This is a genomic window from Burkholderia sp. IT-111MI5, assembly GCF_949752865.1.
Taxonomy (GTDB): domain Bacteria; phylum Pseudomonadota; class Gammaproteobacteria; order Burkholderiales; family Burkholderiaceae; genus Burkholderia; species Burkholderia pyrrocinia_C.
On the sequence record NZ_CATKIF010000011.1, the window covers coordinates 795,836 to 813,427 of the forward strand.

The 17,592-nt window shown below is 68.5% G+C and carries 14 protein-coding genes; 1 reads left to right on the forward strand and 13 read right to left on the reverse strand.

Annotated elements, in window-relative coordinates:
- Positions 1-11 precede the first annotated feature (11 nt).
- From pilP to ACM6JT_RS11825, 4 genes are read right to left on the reverse strand one after another with little or no spacing between them, the layout of a single operon-like run.
- Complete coding sequence (gene pilP, locus ACM6JT_RS11810; RefSeq protein WP_051983637.1) at positions 12-722, reverse strand: type IV pilus biogenesis protein PilP; 711 nt, start codon at positions 720-722, stop codon at positions 12-14.
- Positions 712-1,977, reverse strand: a complete 1,266-nt coding sequence (pilO2, locus tag ACM6JT_RS11815; protein ID WP_414856528.1) for a type 4b pilus protein PilO2 — start codon at positions 1,975-1,977, stop codon at positions 712-714. Before pilO2 ends, pilP begins: the two co-directional genes overlap by 11 nt.
- A gap of 22 nt (positions 1,978-1,999) precedes the next feature.
- On the reverse strand, positions 2,000-3,679 hold the full coding sequence (locus ACM6JT_RS11820) for a PilN family type IVB pilus formation outer membrane protein (RefSeq protein WP_414856529.1): 1,680 nt from the start codon (positions 3,677-3,679) through the stop codon (positions 2,000-2,002).
- Entirely contained in the window at positions 3,679-4,659 is a 981-nt protein-coding gene (locus tag ACM6JT_RS11825) for a toxin co-regulated pilus biosynthesis Q family protein (protein WP_414856530.1), read from the reverse strand. The genes ACM6JT_RS11820 and ACM6JT_RS11825 overlap by 1 nt, the downstream gene beginning before the upstream one ends.
- 161 nt (positions 4,660-4,820) lie before the next feature.
- On the opposite strand from ACM6JT_RS11825, the gene ACM6JT_RS11830 reads away from it, so the two are divergent.
- Positions 4,821-5,924: a type IV pilus twitching motility protein PilT gene (locus ACM6JT_RS11830; protein WP_105390830.1), complete on the forward strand. Its 1,104-nt coding sequence runs from the start codon at positions 4,821-4,823 to the stop codon at positions 5,922-5,924.
- A 124-nt stretch (positions 5,925-6,048) separates the two neighbouring features.
- Here ACM6JT_RS11830 and ACM6JT_RS11835 read toward each other — a convergent pair whose 3' ends face one another.
- The 9 genes from ACM6JT_RS11835 to ACM6JT_RS11875 all read right to left on the reverse strand — a co-directional run bounded on the left by ACM6JT_RS11835 (position 6,049) and on the right by ACM6JT_RS11875 (position 17,489).
- Positions 6,049-6,669 carry an ANTAR domain-containing response regulator gene (locus tag ACM6JT_RS11835; RefSeq protein WP_034179942.1) on the reverse strand — a complete coding sequence of 207 codons (621 nt, stop codon included), beginning with the start codon at positions 6,667-6,669 and terminating at the stop codon, positions 6,049-6,051.
- Positions 6,666-7,841 carry a transporter substrate-binding domain-containing protein gene (locus ACM6JT_RS11840; protein ID WP_034179943.1) on the reverse strand — a complete coding sequence of 392 codons (1,176 nt, stop codon included), beginning with the start codon at positions 7,839-7,841 and terminating at the stop codon, positions 6,666-6,668. The genes ACM6JT_RS11835 and ACM6JT_RS11840 overlap by 4 nt, the downstream gene beginning before the upstream one ends.
- A gap of 79 nt (positions 7,842-7,920) precedes the next feature.
- Positions 7,921-9,204 (reverse strand): amidase, encoded by a 1,284-nt coding sequence (locus ACM6JT_RS11845; protein ID WP_414856531.1) that lies wholly within the window; start codon positions 9,202-9,204, stop codon positions 7,921-7,923.
- Between the two features lie 16 nt (positions 9,205-9,220).
- The gene (locus tag ACM6JT_RS11850; RefSeq protein WP_034179945.1) at positions 9,221-9,928 is read right to left on the reverse strand and encodes an ABC transporter ATP-binding protein; all 708 of its coding nucleotides are present in this window, start codon (positions 9,926-9,928) and stop codon (positions 9,221-9,223) included.
- Positions 9,925-11,775, reverse strand: coding sequence for an ABC transporter permease subunit (locus tag ACM6JT_RS11855; protein WP_414856532.1), 1,851 nt, complete (start codon positions 11,773-11,775; stop codon positions 9,925-9,927). The genes ACM6JT_RS11850 and ACM6JT_RS11855 overlap by 4 nt, the downstream gene beginning before the upstream one ends.
- On the reverse strand, positions 11,768-12,601 hold the full coding sequence (locus ACM6JT_RS11860; protein WP_034179947.1) for a branched-chain amino acid ABC transporter permease: 834 nt from the start codon (positions 12,599-12,601) through the stop codon (positions 11,768-11,770). Before ACM6JT_RS11860 ends, ACM6JT_RS11855 begins: the two co-directional genes overlap by 8 nt.
- 61 nt (positions 12,602-12,662) lie before the next feature.
- Positions 12,663-13,817, reverse strand: coding sequence for a substrate-binding protein (locus tag ACM6JT_RS11865; RefSeq protein ID WP_414856533.1), 1,155 nt, complete (start codon positions 13,815-13,817; stop codon positions 12,663-12,665).
- Between the two features lie 82 nt (positions 13,818-13,899).
- The gene (locus tag ACM6JT_RS11870; protein ID WP_034179949.1) at positions 13,900-14,799 is read right to left on the reverse strand and encodes a nitrilase family protein; all 900 of its coding nucleotides are present in this window, start codon (positions 14,797-14,799) and stop codon (positions 13,900-13,902) included.
- A 272-nt stretch (positions 14,800-15,071) separates the two neighbouring features.
- Positions 15,072-17,489, reverse strand: a complete 2,418-nt coding sequence (locus ACM6JT_RS11875; RefSeq protein WP_051983639.1) for a flavin monoamine oxidase family protein — start codon at positions 17,487-17,489, stop codon at positions 15,072-15,074.
- Positions 17,490-17,592 lie beyond the last annotated feature (103 nt).

Here is a 17,592-nt window from a genome sequence, read left to right on the forward strand (position 1 = left end):
GCCTCGCCTGGCTACTGGGCCGGTTGGTACGCGGGCGGCAAACCCGCTGCCGCCGTGGGATCGGCGGCGGGCACGAGCGTGCCGGCGGGCGCGCCGCCACCCGTCGCCACACCGGTATTGGCGGCGCCGTTCGCGGCCGGGTTCGGTCCGCCGTTGAACACGGCACCGCTGCGCGACGCGAGCACCGGCACCATGCGCATCTTCTGCCCGTTGCCCCAGCGCCCGACGACCTCGTTCGCGCCGATCGACACGATCTTCATGCCGTTCGGCAATTCGTCGCCGGAGGCGACGTCGAAACGCTCGCCGATACCGGTCTGCACGATCGCCGTATAGCGATGACCGAAGCCCTCGATCGCGATGACGCGCACGTTCTGCGCGACCGGGTCGATCGTCGCCGCGCTGCCGAGCCGGGCCAGCGCAGCCGTCCGTTGCGCGACTTCGGCCTGGGCGTCGAGCTTCCTGATCTCGGCCTTGAGCAACACGGTTTGCTCCTCGAGCCGCGTCAGTTGCGCGGCGGCCCCGGTCGACCAGCCGGCCGGCGGCGCCTCCTGTGCGGCACCGCTCGCGGGCGCAGCGCCGAGCGGCTTCGCCACGGCGACGCCCGCGGATGCTTTCGGCACGGTCGCGGCCGGCTCGGACGCGGCGGCGACCGCGCCGCCGGCCCGGATCAGCGCCGCGACGATCAGCCCGGCACGGGCGCAAGATCTCGTATCAATTCGCATAGACGACTCCCTCCGCGGACCAGTCGCCCGCCTGGTAGGTCAACTTCACAAGGCGCACGCCGGCCGCGCTCAGCAGCGGCGTGAATTGTTCGGGCGGCAAGCCGCCGAGCCGTGCCAGCAAGCGCCACTGATGCCACGGCGGCGGCGTGCTGCCGACCGGCGCGAGTGCGTCCTGCTGCGGCGCCGCGACCGGCGACAGCGTCGCCGGCACGTTCATCGCCTGGAACCGCGCGAGCAGCTCCGCCTTCAGGCCCGCGCCCGGCAGCAACGCTTCGTCGCGCGGCGTGCCCATCTCGAACGGTTCGCTGAACGATGCGTGTTCGCCGCTCGCATCCAGTTGCGCGGACGGCGCGCCCGCGAGCAGCAGCGCGACCGTCGAGCCGTTGCGCGACCACGCGTACTGCACGCCCTGCGGATCGCACACATAGCGATCGAGCGTCCATCCGCCTGGCGCGAGCAGCGCGAAATGCCGCTGGCATGCCCGCGCGAACTGCCCGGGATCGGGCAGCCTCGCCCACGGGTGGGTAGCGGGCCCCGACGCGCCCGTGCGCAGGCCGGCACGCGCCAGCGCGAGCGCGCGGTCCCGCTCTCGCTGCTCGGCGGCACGATGATGGGCGTACCAGACCGACACGCCCGTCGCCGCGACCGCGACGCCCGCGGCGAGCCCGAGCGCCTGCCACGGCAGGCCGCGCCGAACCGGACGCAGGCGGGTCCATTGCGGTGCCCGCACGCGGCCGCGCCGGCTGTCGAGCAGATCGTCGATGCGCCGCGCGTAGAAATTGTGGAACCCCATCGGCTCGATCTCGGGATCGCCGATCACGGTGTTCCAGCCGCCGAGCGCGTAGTCGGAGTTCAGCCGCTCGAACACCTCGTCGGCGGACCCGATGAAATCGCCGTTCGGCAAGAACGAGCCGTCGCGGATCGCGAAAAAGGCCCAGCGTCCGTCGGGCAGCCTGAACGCGCCCAGCCAGTTCGGCGCGGGCTGCTGGCGGCCGTTGTAGAACGCGCCCTGCTTCGCGATCGCCTTCGCGACGACGATGCCGAGCGACGCCACGCCCGACTGCACGCCGTCGCCGGCGTTCGCGAACCCCGCGGCTGCGACGCTGCGGTCCATGCGCAGCACCATCAGGTCGAAGCTCAGCTTCCTGCCGAGTTCGATCGCCTCCTTGCGCAATTCGTGGCGCCGCGACAGCGACTGCCAGAACAACCCGCAGACGAAGCGCTGGTGCCCGATCTGAATGACGTGAGTGGCCATGGCGGGATCCGTCGCGCGCTCGTCAGGCGCCGTTCATCATGATCGGCGTGATCAGGATCACGATTTCCTGCCGGTCGCGAACGCCGTCGTATCCGCCGCCGAACGCGTAATTGTTCGGCGTGCCGATGCCCGACTTCGTGAGATTGTCGTTGGACGCCTCGTAACCGCTCAGCACCAGCGTCTGCCCCGATTTCATCGACACCCGCTGCAGGAAATTGCGCGTGTCGATCTCCGGCGTCTGGATTTTCTGACCGCCGCTCTCGACGGTTTTCAGCTCCAGCAGCGCCGAGATGTTCGTGTAGAACTGCAGCAGGACCGTGCCGTTGTCGAGCACGTGCGGCAGCAGCGTCATGTTGAAGCCGGTCGTGACGGTGCCGGGCGTGAGCGCCGTCTGCGAGCCGACGTTCGCGGTGTTGGTCGTCGACACCGACGCCAGGTAGCCCTGCTGGGTCGCCACCTGCACCGGCACCGGCTGATCGTTGAGCGTCGTGATCGACGCCGATGTCTTGCGCCGCACCTTGCCCTGGCGCGACAGCGCGCTGATCATCGCGAGCGTGCCCGACGCGCGGCTGTTCGGCGTGATCACCTGCGCGGTGAACGAGACCGGATTGGTCGCGGTCGTCGAGAACGTGTTCGCGAGCGAGAACGACGTGCCGAGCGCCTGGTAGACGGCGTGCCAGTTGATGCCGTAGCTGTCGTCGTCGGACAGGTCGACCGACAGCACGGTCACGTCGATCAGCACCTGCTTCGACAGCGAGCGATTCTGCGCGTCCATGAACTGCCCGACGCGATCGAGCACGTCCGGCGTGTCCGTGACCGTGATCGACCCGGTCGCCGGCGACGACACCACGCTGCCGTAGCGCGACAGCATCGCCTTGATCGACGCGCTCAGGCTGTTGAACACCGACAGCTGCGAGTTGACCACCGTGTTGGCCGTATTGGTGGCCGATACGCTCGGCTGGTTCGAATTCGAACCCGTGCCGCCCGCCGACGCGTTGCCGCCTCCTGCGATGTTGTCGCTCGTCGCGCCGCTCATCACGTGCGCATCAACCGACGCATCGCCGGGAATCGCGTTGACCTGGAACGTGCGCGTGTCGGTGAAGTAGAACAGGATCGCGCCGTTCACCAGCTTCCAGGAGACGCCGAAGCGTGCGGCGGCGGCATCGAGCAGGCCGCGCAGGTCGCCATGGCGATACGAAATGTGGGTCGGCGCCGCGAGACCCGCAATCGCGTTCGCGCCGGGCGCGTTGCCGCGCGACGCGTCGAGCCCCGGCAACGGCGGCAGCGGCAGCGGCGGCACGTTGCCGAGCACCGGCGTCGACACGCCGCGGGCGCTCGCCGACGCATCGCCGGTCGCGTTCGGCGAGACGCGCGTCGGGATATGCGTGAGCCGCGAAATGCGCTCGGAGAATTCAGCCAGCGAGCCGACGTCGCTGTCGAAGGTGGCCGGCTGCAGGAACACCGGCGGCAGGACGTCCGCATGATTCAGCTTGATCGTCGTGCCCGACAGCCACAACGTATCCTTGACGATCACGCTGTCGGCACCCGAGCGCGGGCGGACGTCGCCGGCAAACGCGGCATCGATCGCTTGCTTCGACTGCGCGTGATCGTGGTCGACGGCGGCGGACAATTTCTCCGACAGGCCGGTACAGCCGGCCGTCAGGGTCGCGGCGAGCGCGAGAGTGATCGCGAGATGGCGCATTAACCGGCTCCCTTTTCAACGATGCGAAGCACCTTGTTGCCTCGATAGAGAATCGCCTGCACGGGCGCGTCGGTAGCCGACAGCGCGCCGATCACCGATTGCAGCGCTTCGTCGAACGTGCCGGTCAGGGTCGCGGGCGCGTCGACGGCGAAATCGACCGGCGCCTCCCAGATCAATCGCCAGCCCGCCTCCTGGGTCCAGCGCGTGAGTGCGCCGCGTACCGTGCGATCGGACAGCTCGATGCGCCACGTCCGCGCCGGCGGCGGCAACGGCCCCGCGCCGGCGGGCAGCGCGCCCGCGACGGGATGACGGTCCGCCGCGGCACCGCGCGCGCCGGGAAGCGGCAATTCGGTGTCCGGCGTGCGGTCGGCCTGGGTCGCCGGACGCGCGTCCGCGGGCGCGGCCGCGGATGCGCGCGACGAGCCCGGAGCCGACGGACGCGACGCACCGGTCTTGCCGGCCGCGCTCGCGCGATCCGGCATCGGGCTCGCGGGCGCCGCGCCGCCGATCGGGCCGCCGACCACGACACCCGATGCGCGCCCGCCATCGGCCACGCCGCCCGGCAGTGTCGCGGACGGCATCGGCGGCACCGGTGGCGGCATCAGCGCGCCCACCGTGTCGGAGCCGAACGGCTGCCGGTAACGGACAGTGACGAGCTGGAAATCGGTGTCGACCTGCGCGGCGAGTTCCGGATGCCCCGCGAGCATCTCGCGCAGCGTTTGCGCGAGCGAATGACCCGCGCTCCACGACACCGGCGTCGCCGCCCATGCGCCGGCATTCGGCAGGTTGATGCTGTACGTGACCGGCACCATCCTGCGCAGCGCGGCGCGCAGCGGCACGCCCGCGCCCTGCGTCGTGACGCGCGGCGTATCGTGCGCCTCGCCGGCCACCGAGACCTGATCGTCGAGCGCCGCGCCGCCGGGGCCGGTGGCCTGCGCATGCGCGGCCCCCCAGCCTCCGACCATCCAGAGCGCTACCATGCATGCCTTCAACGTACGCATTCAGGTCGTTCCTCCAGCCACGGCGTCGCCGACGCCCGATGATTTGCCTGCCGGTTGCCGCGTCCCCGCCGCCGCGCTGGACAATCGCGCGGAGGCCTGCGAGGATCGCGTTACCCCCTTCGCTGCAATCGACACACGATATGCACAGTCACCCGTCCGAACCGCGCGACCTGACCCAGGAGATCCTCGACCTCGTCGATCAGCGCCGCTTCTTCACCGACCTGCACATCGAGCAGGACCGGCCCATCATGATCAAGACGCCGCGCGGCTGGGTCGAGACCGACGGCGGTCCGATCATGCTCGACGAGATGGCGCCGATGCTCGATGCCGTCGACGACGACTGGGACAACCGCCTGCGCGACGGCGCGATCGACCGCCAGTTCGTGCTGACCGGCTGCCGTCTGCGCGCGCACGTCTACCGCACCTCGAACGGTCGCAAGACCGTCATCTCGATCCGCCGCCTGCCGCTCGCCCCGCTGCCGCTCGACAAGCTCGGCCTGCCCGCGTACATCCGCTCCACGATCGAGACCGCGAGCATGGGGCTCGTGCTCGTGACCGGCGTCACGGGCTCGGGCAAGACCACCACGATCGCGTCGTTGCTCGACCACCTCAATCGCACCCGCAACTGCCATATCGTCACGATCGAGCAGCCGATCGAATACGCGCTCGACAGCCACCAGTCGATCATTTCCCAGCGCGAGGTTCCGACCGATACCCGCAGCTTCTCCGCCGGCATGCGCGAAGTGCTGCGCGAGCGCGCCGACGTGATCATGGTCGGCGAGATCCGCGACATCGAAACCGCCGAGGCCGTGCTGCAGGCCAGCGAATCGGGGCACCTCGTGTTCGCGACCATGCACACCGGCAGCGCACTCACCACCGTCACGCGCCTGCTTTCGTTCTTTCCCGCCGAGCAGCGCGAACGTCACGCGGCATCGCTCGCGAACGCGCTGATCGGCGTGATCTGCCAGAGCCTCGTGCCCAGCGAAAGCGGCGATCAGCTCGTGCTCGCCAGCGAACTGCTGTTCAACCACAACCAGCAGATCAGCGCGTTCCTCACCGATCCGTCGAAGATCCCGATGCTCGCGGAATTCGTCCGGCGCAAGGAGGACAACATGTCCCGCTCGCTCAACGAAAGCCTCGCGCAACTCGTCGCCCGGAATGCCATCACCGCGCGCGACGCACTGCGTGCGACCTACAACCGCATCGAACTCAACGAAATGCTTCAGCAAACCGGTCTGCGTTGAAGTCATTCTCGCCAGCCGGATAACGCGCGAAGACAATCTTTGACAATCTGTTACGATTCGCGCCGCGCCGGCCGCACACGGGGCGCGCGAACGCTCGCCGTACGCGATTCACTGCTGCTTTCAATCAGGATCGGGCGGGTTTGTCGAGGCCGAGTTTTTCCATCGCCTCGTGCGCATCGATCACCATCGTCGCGACTTCGCCGACCGTCACGCGCAGGCGGGTCGCGCGCGAGCGGATATGTTCGTAAGCGTCGTTTTCGCTCAGCTGGTGCGATTCGATCAGGATGCGCATCGCGCGCTCGATGTGGCGGCGCGCCTTGATTGCGTCCTCGAGCTTGCCGATCTTGCTCTGCAGCCGCTGCTGATAGCCGGACGACGCGCGCGCGAGCACCAGTGTGCTCAGGATGCCCGTCGAGCGATAGGGCTTGGTGATGACGCCGTGCGCCTGCGTATCGACGAGGATCTTCAGCACGGTCGGATTTTCATAGTCCGACAGCGCGATCAGCGTCGCCCGCGTATCGGCCGCGCACCAGTTGCCCGCGCGGCGCGTCTCCGGTCCGACCAGGAAGAACACCGCGTCGGCATCGTCGGGCAACTGCGCGGGAAACGGCCACAGCACCGTCACCGGGCAACCGATCCGGCCCAGTTGCTCGACCAGCACGTTGCGGTCCTCGCCGGGCGGATGAATCACCAGCACGCGCAACGTGCGCAGATCGTCGAACAGCCGGTGCGCCCACGTGGTCATGGCCGTTCTCCATCGAGCCAGAACTCGGCGAATCCGTACGACACGAGGTACGGATCGGGCTTGACGGGCCCGCTTCCCTCCCAAACGATGTCGAACGCGCCGTCGGGCCGGCACACGGCGATGCGCGGCGTGAGGATCGCGTGATTGTTGTCCCGGTCGATGCGCAGCACGCCTTCGGGCGAATCGAATTCGACGTCGTGCACCGCGTCGACCAGCTTCGCCGTGTCGAGGCTGCGCGTGCGCGCCAGCGCGAGCGCGAACAGGCGGACCTGGTTGTACGCCATCTCCGACCACATGCTCGCGGGCTGCTCGCCGAAGCGCGCGTGCCACGATTCCAGAAAGCGCCGGTTGCCGTCGAGATCGAGCGTATTCAGGTAGCTGGCCGACACGATATGGTGGCCGCACAGTTCCGGGCCGATCATGCGCGTCTCGCCCTCGGTCATGGTCAGGCTCGCGATCGGCACCCGCGCGGGATCGATGCCGTACTCGCGGTACAACTGGTAGAACGCGCGCGCGCTGCGGCCGATCAGCGTCGAGAACACGACGTCCGGCGGCGCCGCGCGAATCTGGCGGACCACCTCCGCGAGCGCTTCCGGATCGGCGTCGTTCGGCAGGTAGATCTCGTCGACGATTTCGCCGCCGTGCTGCTCGACCATGTCGCGCATGATGCGGTTCGATTCGCGCGGGTAAATGTAGTCGGCGCCCACCAGGAAGAAACGCCGCCCGCGGTTGCGCAGCAGATAGGCCGCCAGCTGCATGCTGTTCTGGTTCGGCACCGCACCCGTATAGATCACGTTCGGCGAATATTCGAAGCCCTCGTAGATCGAGCAATACCAGAGCAGCGCATTGTTGCGCTCGATGACGGGCAGCACCGCCTTGCGGCTCGACGACGTCGAGCAGCCGAAGATGACCGTGACGTCGTCGTCCTGGATCAGGCGCGACGCCAGCCGGCGGTACTCGTCCGGATCGCTGCGCGGATCGTAGACCACCGGGTCGAGCGGGCGTCCGTCGACGCCACCCGCCGCGTTGATTTCCTCGATCGCGAGCACGGTGCCGAAAAAGTGCTCGGATTCGGTCGCCGCCGTCACGCCCGTGCGCGAATACAGCACGCCGATGCGCCATCCGGCATCCGTGCCCGACTGTCCCGACGACTGCTGCGACTTCGCCTGCATGTCGTTTCCTCCAGTGTCCGCGCCCACCGTGCCGGGCCCGCGCCGTGACTGCCCGCGCGAGCCTTCGGCACGCGCTTGCTTACGTGACGGAGATCGCCTGCTCGACGAACCGCGCCGCCGCGAGGCAGCGCAGGTCGTCGCCGCGCGGGCCGATCACCTGCACGCCGATCGGCGCGCCGCGTGCGCCGCGCAGGCCGGGCACGTTCACGCATGGCGTGCCGAGCAGGGTCCAGTTCCGGTTGAATGCCGGATCGCCGGTCGATGCGAGACCGTCCGGCGCCTCGTCGGGCGCGCTGGGCGTCAGCAGCGCGCTCAATCCGTCGAACCAGCCGCCGAGTGCGTCGCGCGCGGCCGCGAGTTCGGCACAGGCGGCAAGATAGTTCGCCGTGTCCACCTGCGATGCACGCTCGAGAAACGTCGCGAGCATCGGCGTCAACGCGCCGCGATGTCGATCGTACTCGAAACCCAGCGTACGGTATGCCTCGTAACGCTGGATCGTCTCGTGCGCATCGGTCATGCGCGCCATCCACGGCGCGAAGCGCACGCGGCGCACGCGACCGCCCGCCCGCTCGATCGCGCGGATCGCCGTGTCGAGCACCGCGCACGCATTGTCCGACGGCTGCGTCCACGGCCACGACTCGGGCACGCCGAACGCGGGACTGTCGAGCGGCGCCGCGGCGACGGTCCGCGGATCGCGCGCGGCCAGGACGGCGCCCAGGTACGCGACGTCGCGCACCGTCGCCGCGAACAGGCCGACGGTGTCGGCCGTCCACGAGAAGCTCTTCATGCCGGCGGTCGGCAGCATCGCGACGGTCGGCTTGTAGCCGGCGATCCCGCAGAACGACGCGGGGCGGATCGTCGAGCCGCCCGTCTGCGAGCCGATCGCGAACGGCGCGTAGCCCGCGGCGACCGCCGCCGCCGATCCCGACGACGAGCCGCCCGCGGTACGGCCCGGATCGCACGGATTGCGCGTGACCGTCGGCGCCATGTACGCAAACTCGCTCGTCACGCTCTTCGCGAACACCACACCGCCCGCGCGCCGCAGCATCGTGACGATGGCCGCGTCGGCGGCCGGCCGGTGCTGCGCATAGATCGGCGAACCGTAGCAAGTCGGCAACGCCTGCGTGTCGAAGATGTCCTTGACGACGACGGGCAATCCGCCCAGCGGCCCGTCCGCCGCGCCGGCCGCCGCCAGCGCGGCCTCCCGCGACGCCACCGCGGTCAGCGCGCGGACCGACGCCTCGACTGCGTCGATCCGCGCGAACGCGTCGTGCATCGCGCGACCGCGCTCGCCATGCGCACCATCGATTCGCGCCAGCATCTGCAGCGCGGAGCGCGGGCGATAAAAACCGGTTTCGTGCATGTGGCCGTCCTCCCGGCTAGACCTGCAGGTGCGCGAAGACCGACGCGGCAGCCGACGGCGCCTTCGCATCGCCGTCGTCGATCAGCGCGCCCTGCTTCAGCACCGCATAGCGATCGGCGACCTTCAGCGCGAACGGCACGTTCTGCTCGATCAGCAGCAAGGTCGTGCCGCGGCGCTCGCGCTCCCACAGCAATACGTCGGCGAGCCGGTCGATCACCGACGGCTGCAGGCCCTCGGTGATTTCGTCGAGCAGGATCGTCGACGGTCGCATCATCAGCGCGCGCGCCACCAGCAGCATTTTCTGCTCGCCGCCGGACAGCGTCCCCGCATACTGCTTCAGCCGGCTCGCGAATACCGGAAACACCGGTTCGATCTCGGCGAAACGTTCGTCGAACGTCGACGCCTGCGCCAGCCCGAGCCGCAGGTTGTCGCGCACGCTCAGGTCGTGGAACAGCGCGTGCTCCTGCGGCGCATAGGCGATCCCCGCACGCGCGATCCGGTGCGGCGGCAGCCGCGTGATGTCCGCGCCGTGCGCATGGATCGAGCCGCCCGTCTTGGGCAGGTAGCCCATGATGGTCTTCAGCAGCGTCGTCTTGCCCATGCCGTTCTTGCCGAGCAGCGCCACCGCCTCGCCGGCGGCGACGCGCATCGTCAGGCCACGCAGCACGATCGCATCGCGATAGCCGCTCGTGACCGCGTTCACGTCGAGCGCAATCCCGCTCATGGTGCCTCCTGTTGCGCGGCCGCGGCGCCGCCCTGCGCGCTGCCGGAATAAATGGTCCGGACCAGTTCCGACGCCACCACGTCGGCGAAGCTGCCCTGCATCACGATCCTGCCTTGATGCAGCACGACGATGCGGGTCGCGACTTCCGCGACGAAATCCAGGTCGTGCTCGACGAGCAGGCAGCACAGCCCGTACCGGTGCGCGAGCGCCGCGAGCACGTTGCCGATCTGCGTGCGCTCGACCTTGGTCAGTCCCGCCGTCGGCTCGTCGAGCAGCACGATGCGCGGCTCCAGCGCAAGCACCATCGCCAGTTCGAGCGCCTGCTGCTCGCCGTGCGACAGATCCTTCGCGACGGCGTCGAGCTTGCGGTCGAGGCGCGTCGCCCGGATCACCTCCAGCGCGTACGGCGGCAGCGCGAGCGTCGTCGCGGAACGCACCAGAGACGGTCGCTCGACGATGGTGCCGGCGATGCGCAGGCATTCGGCCACGGTGAGGCTGTCGAACACGTTGGCGTTCTGGAACTTCCGGCCGAGGCCGAGCCGCACGCAGCGCTCCGGCGGCATCCGGCCGATCTCCGTGCCGCCGAGCGCGACCGCGCCCGACGAGCGCTCGGCGCCGTCGCTCATGCAGCGCATCAGCGTCGTCTTGCCCGCGCCGTTCGGGCCGATCAGGCCGACGAGCTCGCCGCCGGTCGCCTGCAGGTCGATGCCCTGCAATACCTTGAGACTGCCGAAATGCCGCTCGACCGCGCGCATGTCGAGGGCGGGCAAGGCGCCGGCCGTGGCTTCGCGTGCGCGTACCGGCCGCTCCACGAGCACCGGCAACGGCCGCCCGCTCGCGATGAAGCGGCGCACCGGCCTCGCGAGCAGCGGCACGAGGCCCTTCGGCAGCAGCACGATCACGACGACGAACGCGGCGCCGAGAATCAGTTGCCACGCGAACGGCATGCTCCCGCTCAGGTAGGCCGTCGCGACGTTGATCAGCAGCGAACCGAGCACGGGCCCCCACAACGTGCCGCGCCCCCCGAGCGCGACCCACACGACGAGTTGCGTCCCGAGCAGGAAACCGGACAGCTCCGGAGCGACCACGCCGCTGAACGCGCCGTAGCCGAACCCGGCCAGCCCGGCGATCATCGCGGTCGCGATCAGCAGCACGATCTTGACGACCGACGTATTGATGCCGAGATACGCACAGCGCGCCTCGTTGTCGCGGATCGCGACCAGCAGGCGGCCGCCGTCGCTGCGCACGAACACCCAGGCCAGCACCGCGACGGCCAGCAGCGCCGCACCGGCGATCCCGTACCACTGCGCGAGCGACAGGTCGAAGGTCTCGAAGCCGGTCAGCCCGGAGCTCGAGCCGGTCCATTCGCCGCCCGACAGCAGCGACTGCGTCAGCACGATCGGCAGCACCAGCGACATCACGGTCGCGAAGAACGGCGACGCGCCGCGATAGAACGACAGCCAGCCGAGCACCGCGGCGACGGCCGCCGTCGCGGCGAGCGCCGCGCCGATCGCGAGCATCGCGTGCGGTACCGAAAAACCGCCATGCGTGAACACGAGCCCGGCCGCGTACGCGCCGATGCCGAAGAACGCCGACTGGCCGAAGGTCAGGTAGCCGGTATAGCCCCACAACAGGTCGACCGTCACCACGACGATCGAAAAGAAAAACGCCTGGATCAGGACGTTCAGCAAATACGAACCGAACACGAACGGACCGGCGACCAGCAGCGCGGCCGCCACGGCGATCATGATCGCGAGGTCTCGCCACGTGTGCGCACGCGGCGCACGCGCGGCCTGCGCCGCCGAATCGGCGTGATGCGGCTCGAACGAGGCGTCGACCTTAGCCATGAGCGAACCCCCGCGGACGGATGCGCAGCGTCAGCGCCGCGAGCACCGCGATCGTCAGGCCGCCCAGCACCGGGCTGACGAACGTGCTGACGAGCACCTGGCATGCGCCGAACACGACGCATGTGACGAGCAGGCTCGCCATCGAATGCCCCGAAACCATCACCAGCATGAACGCGCTGACGATCCACCCGACGCCCATGTCGGGATCGACGCTCGACAGCGGCGTGATCAGCGCGCCGGCGAGCGAGCCGAGCGCCGCGCCGAGGGCGAACGTGATGAAGCGGATGCGGCCCGAATGAATCCCGAGCCCGCGTGCGAGGTCTTCGTTCATGATGACCGCCCGCGTCTTCACGCCGAAGCGCGTGCCCGACAGCAGCAGCGTCAATCCCGCGCAGAGCCCGAGCGCGATCGGCACCAGCACCAGCCGGTAGGCCGAGTATTCGGTGCCCGCGACCGACACCGCGCCCTTCATCGAGGTTTCGACGAACTGCACTTCACGGCCGAACACCATCACGATGATTTGCCCGATCACGATGCCGAGCCCCCAGGTGGCCAGAATCGCGTCGAGCGGCCGTTTGTACAACGGCCGGACGATGATCCATTCGACCGCCATGCCGACCACCGTACCCACCGCGATCGCAAGCGGCACGCTCACCCACGGATCGAGGCCCAGCCGCGTCACGACGAAGCTCGCGTAGGCGCCCAGCGTGAGCAGCGCGCCATGCGCGAAGTTCACGATCTGCATCACGCCGAAGATCACCATCAGGCCGACGGTCACGATGAACAGCACGGCCGCCGTCGTACAGATGTCCAATGCCAGTCCCATGTCTCTCTCCCGGTTCAGGTCCGGTTCGCCGCCGGCGAACCCGTGTGCGCCGCGATGCGCCCTACTTGAGCTTCGGGCACTGCATGCCGGGGTCGACGTCGGTGAACGTCTGCAGCACCTTCACCGAGCCGTCCGGCTGAATCTGCCCGAGGCGCATCGCGAGCGGCACGTGACGGCTGCGGTTCATCGCAACCGTCCCGCGCGGTCCGTCGAACGACACCTCGCCGAGCGCTTTCACGACCTTCGACGAATCGGTCGACCCGGCCTTCTCGACCGCCGCCTTGTAAAGGAAGAACGCTTCGTACTGCGGCTCGGACAACTCGTTCGGCGTCTTCACGTCCTTGCCGAACTTGCCGTCGAGCGCCGCGATGAACTTGCGGTTCTGCGGCGAATCGATGCCGGTGAGGTAGGACGCCGTCATGAACACGCCGGTCGCGACGTCGCCCATGCCCTTGGCCGTGCCTTCGTCGATCGCGAGGTTGCCGTACGGCAGCGTGAGGCCCGAGCTCTTGAGCTGCTTCGCGAGCGCGACGTTCGGCGCGCCACCCGCCGTGGCGCTGATCAGCGCATCGGGTTTCGCCGCGCGGATCTTCGAGAGCACCGGCGTCCAGTCGGTGCCGTCGATCGGCAGGTAGGTCTCGCCGATCACCTTCCCGCCGTGCTGTTCGATGTACTGCTTCGTGAAGTCGAGCATGCCGCGGCCGAACGCGTAGTCGTTGCCGACCAGGTAGAACGTCTTCGCGCCGCGGCGCTTGTTGAAGTAATCGACGATCGGCGCGACCACCTGTTCGGGCACCCAGCCGTTCACGTACATCCACGGGCTGCACGAGCGGCCTTCGTAGAACGACGTGTAGATGAACGGCTTCTTGCCGCGTGCGACGATCGGCAGGGCCGCGTTGCGTGCGGCGCTCGTTTCCATCGAGATGATCGCGTCGACGTTCTTCTGGAACACCAGCGTGTCGTACGCCTTCTGCGCGCCCACCGCGCCTGAGCCGTCGTCGGCGATCACGAGTTCGACCGGACGCCCGAGAATGCCGCCCGCCGCGTTGATCTCGGCCAAGGCCAGTTGCGACGACTGCACGACGGCCGGCGCGACGACGCTGTTGGCGCCCGACAGCCCGACCGCGACGCCGATCCGGATGGGTTCGGCCGCCGATGCGGCCATCGATGCCGCGACGATGACGGCGGCGGCGATTGTCTTGTTCAACGACCTCATGATGCTTCCTTGTAGTGGTGGTGAGTCGCGGCGCATCGGGGGTGAATGACGCCAGGTGAGGCATGGGGAACGGGCGCCGCGGTCATGGCGGCGACACCGGCCAGCCGGTGCCGAGCATCGGGTCGTAGATATCCGCGCGCCGGTCGCGCAACACGTGGTTGCGCGCATTCAGCGCGCGTCCGGCACGCGTGCGGGCCACGTCGATCGTCCCGTAGACGATCTCCTCGCGATCGACGCTGGCCGGGCCGGCGACCGGCCAGCCATCGCCGCCGACGATTAGGCTCTGGCCGATGAACGGCTGGCCGCGCTCGATGCCGACCCGATCCGCGCACGCGATCGCGACACCGTTGCTGTGCGCGGCGGCCATCGTCAACGTGGTCGCCATGCCCGGACGGTCGTCGGGCTGCGACGGCATCGGCACCCAGTTGGTCGGCACGCAGACGAGATCGGCGCCCTGCATCGCGGCCAGTCGAAACGTCTCCGGAAACCACACGTCGTAGCAGATCGCCATCGCAATGCGTCCGAGCGGCGTGTCGAACACCGGCACACCGCGGTCGCCCGGCTCGAAAAAGCGCTTTTCGTTGTCCCACAGGTGCAGTTTCCGGTACACGCCGAGATACCCGCCGGGCCCCACGAACAGCGCCGAGTTGTAGAGCCGCGCGCCATCGCGTTCGGCGATGCCGCTCACGATGTGGACATTCAGCCGCCGCGCGATCGCTTCGAACGCCCGCGCGGTCGGGCCATCGGGCACGGGCTCCGCGAGCGCCAGCGCCTCGTCGCGATCCTCGAACACGTAGCCGCTGTTGGCCAGCTCGGGCAGCACGATCAGCGCCGCGCCGTTGCGTGCGGCTGTCTCGATCCGCTCGAGCGCAACTGCGAGGTTGTACTGCGCCGCGCCGATCCGAGGCTCCATCTGCACGCAGGCGATCACGAATGCACGCGCGTGCGCCGCATCCGCTTTCGCAGGGCCGTATTCCGCCATCTGTCGTTTCTCCCGAAAAACAAAAAGCCCCCGGACCGGCGTCGTGCGACGCAAGTTCGGGGGCTTCGTAGCCGTCCATATGTGGCGCGGCAACATTGCCGCGGAGGCGCCGTCGAGCATGGCGCCTCAGTCCGGCCGAATATATGAAGCCATTTTGGACGTGTCAAGCGATTCCTCCGTCGTCGTTGCGGATTCATGCCACCCCGCTTTTCGACGCACTTTTCGCGTGCGGCCGCGACGTCTGCCGGCCCGTCGCGGCCGCCCCGGCGCGACTACAGGATCTGCTGATCCAGCGGCGGGTTCTTGGGCAACGTGCCGCCGCGGTGCTTCACCATGCTCTGCACCGCGTTGATCGCCGCCGCGAACGGACCGCTCGCGAAGCCGGCCTCGGCCGTCACCTTCTCGTTGATGAAATGCAGCCCGCTCGACTTCAGCGTGTTGGCGTACAGCGTGCGCGTATTGTCGAGATCGTTCGGCGCGTCCATCTTGAATGCGCCGCCCTGGGTCGGCACCTCGGTCCAGTGCGTGTAATGACTGCGCGCTTCCCAGTGCTTGTCGATCAGGTTCGCGAGATTGAGCAGCTTCCGGCCGTCCTCGGGTTCGGCGCGCTTCGCCGATTCACGCAGCGTGCCGAGCAGGTTCTCGATCTGCTCTTTCTTCGTCTTGCCCTCGACCTTCTTCGCGTTGTCGCCGAGCGTGTAGCTCAGGTAGATCACCGCGTTGGCGCCTTCCTTCGGGGGGGCGTGCAGATACAGTTGCTGGAACTCCGCGGTGGACTGCAGGTTCTTCGGCAATTCCTCCGGATGGAACTCGTCGGCCGGCACGGTCATCGTCATCTTGGTCGCGCCGACGATGTTGACGCTGTCCAGCGCCACGGCGAGTTCCGCCGGGACGAGGCTGCCCTCGCCCTGCTTCGTCAGGCCCAGTTGCGTCGCAATCTTCGGGCTCGCCGCGAAAAAGACTTCGTCGTACGTTTCGCTCTTCGTTTCGCCGTTTTCCTGCCACGACACGCGGTATTCATCCTTGCCGGTCTTTTCGTTGGTCGTCTTTTCGACGTCCGTGGCCGGCGCATTCAACCGGATCGCACCCTGATCCGCGAGCGACTTGCGGCCGGGCGGCAGCCCGTCGGTGTCCGCGATCACGCGCTTGAGAGGCTCGTCTGCGCCGTCCACCAGCAATTGGTGGTTTTCGAGCCGTTCGTCGACGAGGAAACGCATTTCCTCCAGAAAGCCCGTGTTGAAGTAGCCCTTGTAGCCGCCGACGCCGATGCCGTCCGCGCCGAAGGTTTCCCAGTGCTTGTCGTCCCAGTGAATGCCGTTTTCCTTCAGCAGATGCTCGACGCCCTCCTTGAACGTGAACGGATCGAACCGGTTCTTCGCGGCCTCGCACAACTCGCGAAATTTCGCCGTATCGCCCGCGTCCCGCGCGTCGCGTATCGGCTGCGTTAGCGATCCCATCGCCTTGAGGAAGTCCGATCTCACCTGCCTCGACACCGGGTTGGCCGGCTCCTTGCCCGGCTCCACCTTGCGCACGCTGTCCTCGAGCAGCAGCAGCGCACCGACCTGGCTCGGGTTCGTGAAATCGATATGCCTGAGTTCGTAGTGTTCCGCGAAGCTCCAGTAGAAGTTGCCGTGCGTCGTGTGAAAACGCATGCCGCCGGGGTGCGTGGCCGTCGGGCTCTGGGTGCCGTCTTCGAGCTGGCGACGATGCGTCGCGAGGCGGCCGCCGATGTGATCTTCCGCCTCGAGCACCGTCGACGTCACGCCGATGCGGTTCAGGCTGTCGGCCGCCATGATCCCCGCCGGGCCCGCGCCGATCACGCACACCCGGAGCTTTTCCGCGACGTCCTTCGGCAGGGTTCCGACCTTGCGGCCGTTGTCCCAGTAGAAGCCCTTGTAGTCGTACATGTGATCGAGCGGCAACGTCATGCGCATGTCGGCATCGCGTGCGCGGACCGTGCCGCGATGCGTTTCGTCGGTGGCCGCCCGCCCGAACGACTCTTCCAGGGCCGTGCGCGCCGGCGCGCCGCAGGCGGCCAGCAGGCGCTCCGCATCCGCGGTCGGCATGTGGGCCGCCGTGTGTTCGAGCCACGTCGCGACGTTCGGCTTGCCGGCGAGCCGCTTGTTCCCGGCGCCGACCGTGTCGAGCACGTCGCTTTTCTCGCGCTCGGACAGTGCGTGCCAGTGCAGCGTCAGCTCGCGGCGCATCTGCTTGACCTCCGGCGCCGACGTCAAGGTCGAGAGCGTGGTCAGGTTGGTCGTCATCGCTTCCAGCAGCTTGGCGCGATTGTCTGCGGACGGCCATTTGCCCGCCGCCTGCGAGAAGTAGTGGCCGAGCGACTGCGGCGTGAGCGGCGGGATGTCGCGCCCTTGGGACGACAGCTGTTCGCGTGTCGGCCGCGCCCTGTTCTTGGACGATTCGGCGCCCAAGCTGAAGGCCGCCGTATCCACGCGGCTCGACGGCCAGCCACTGGGCGTGTCGACACGCGAACGCTTGGTGGCGGCCTCGAGTTCGGTGGTCGACGCACGCGGGCTGCCCTGCGTCGGGATCGCACTGCGGCGCGTCACGCCCGTGACTTCGGGCAGCGTCGAACTCGACGGGCCGACGGGCGACGACGGCGATGCCGGACGCTCGAGCGTCGCGTGTTCCGCGCTGTCGGAGGTGTGAACGTGAGGATTGACCGATTCCATTTCGACGTTTCCTTTCGGGTTGCAGAAGGGGATTGAGACAACGATGGGGTGAAACGGGCCGTGCCGGATGCGTGACGGCCCGAATCGGGGGTCCCGGCACACC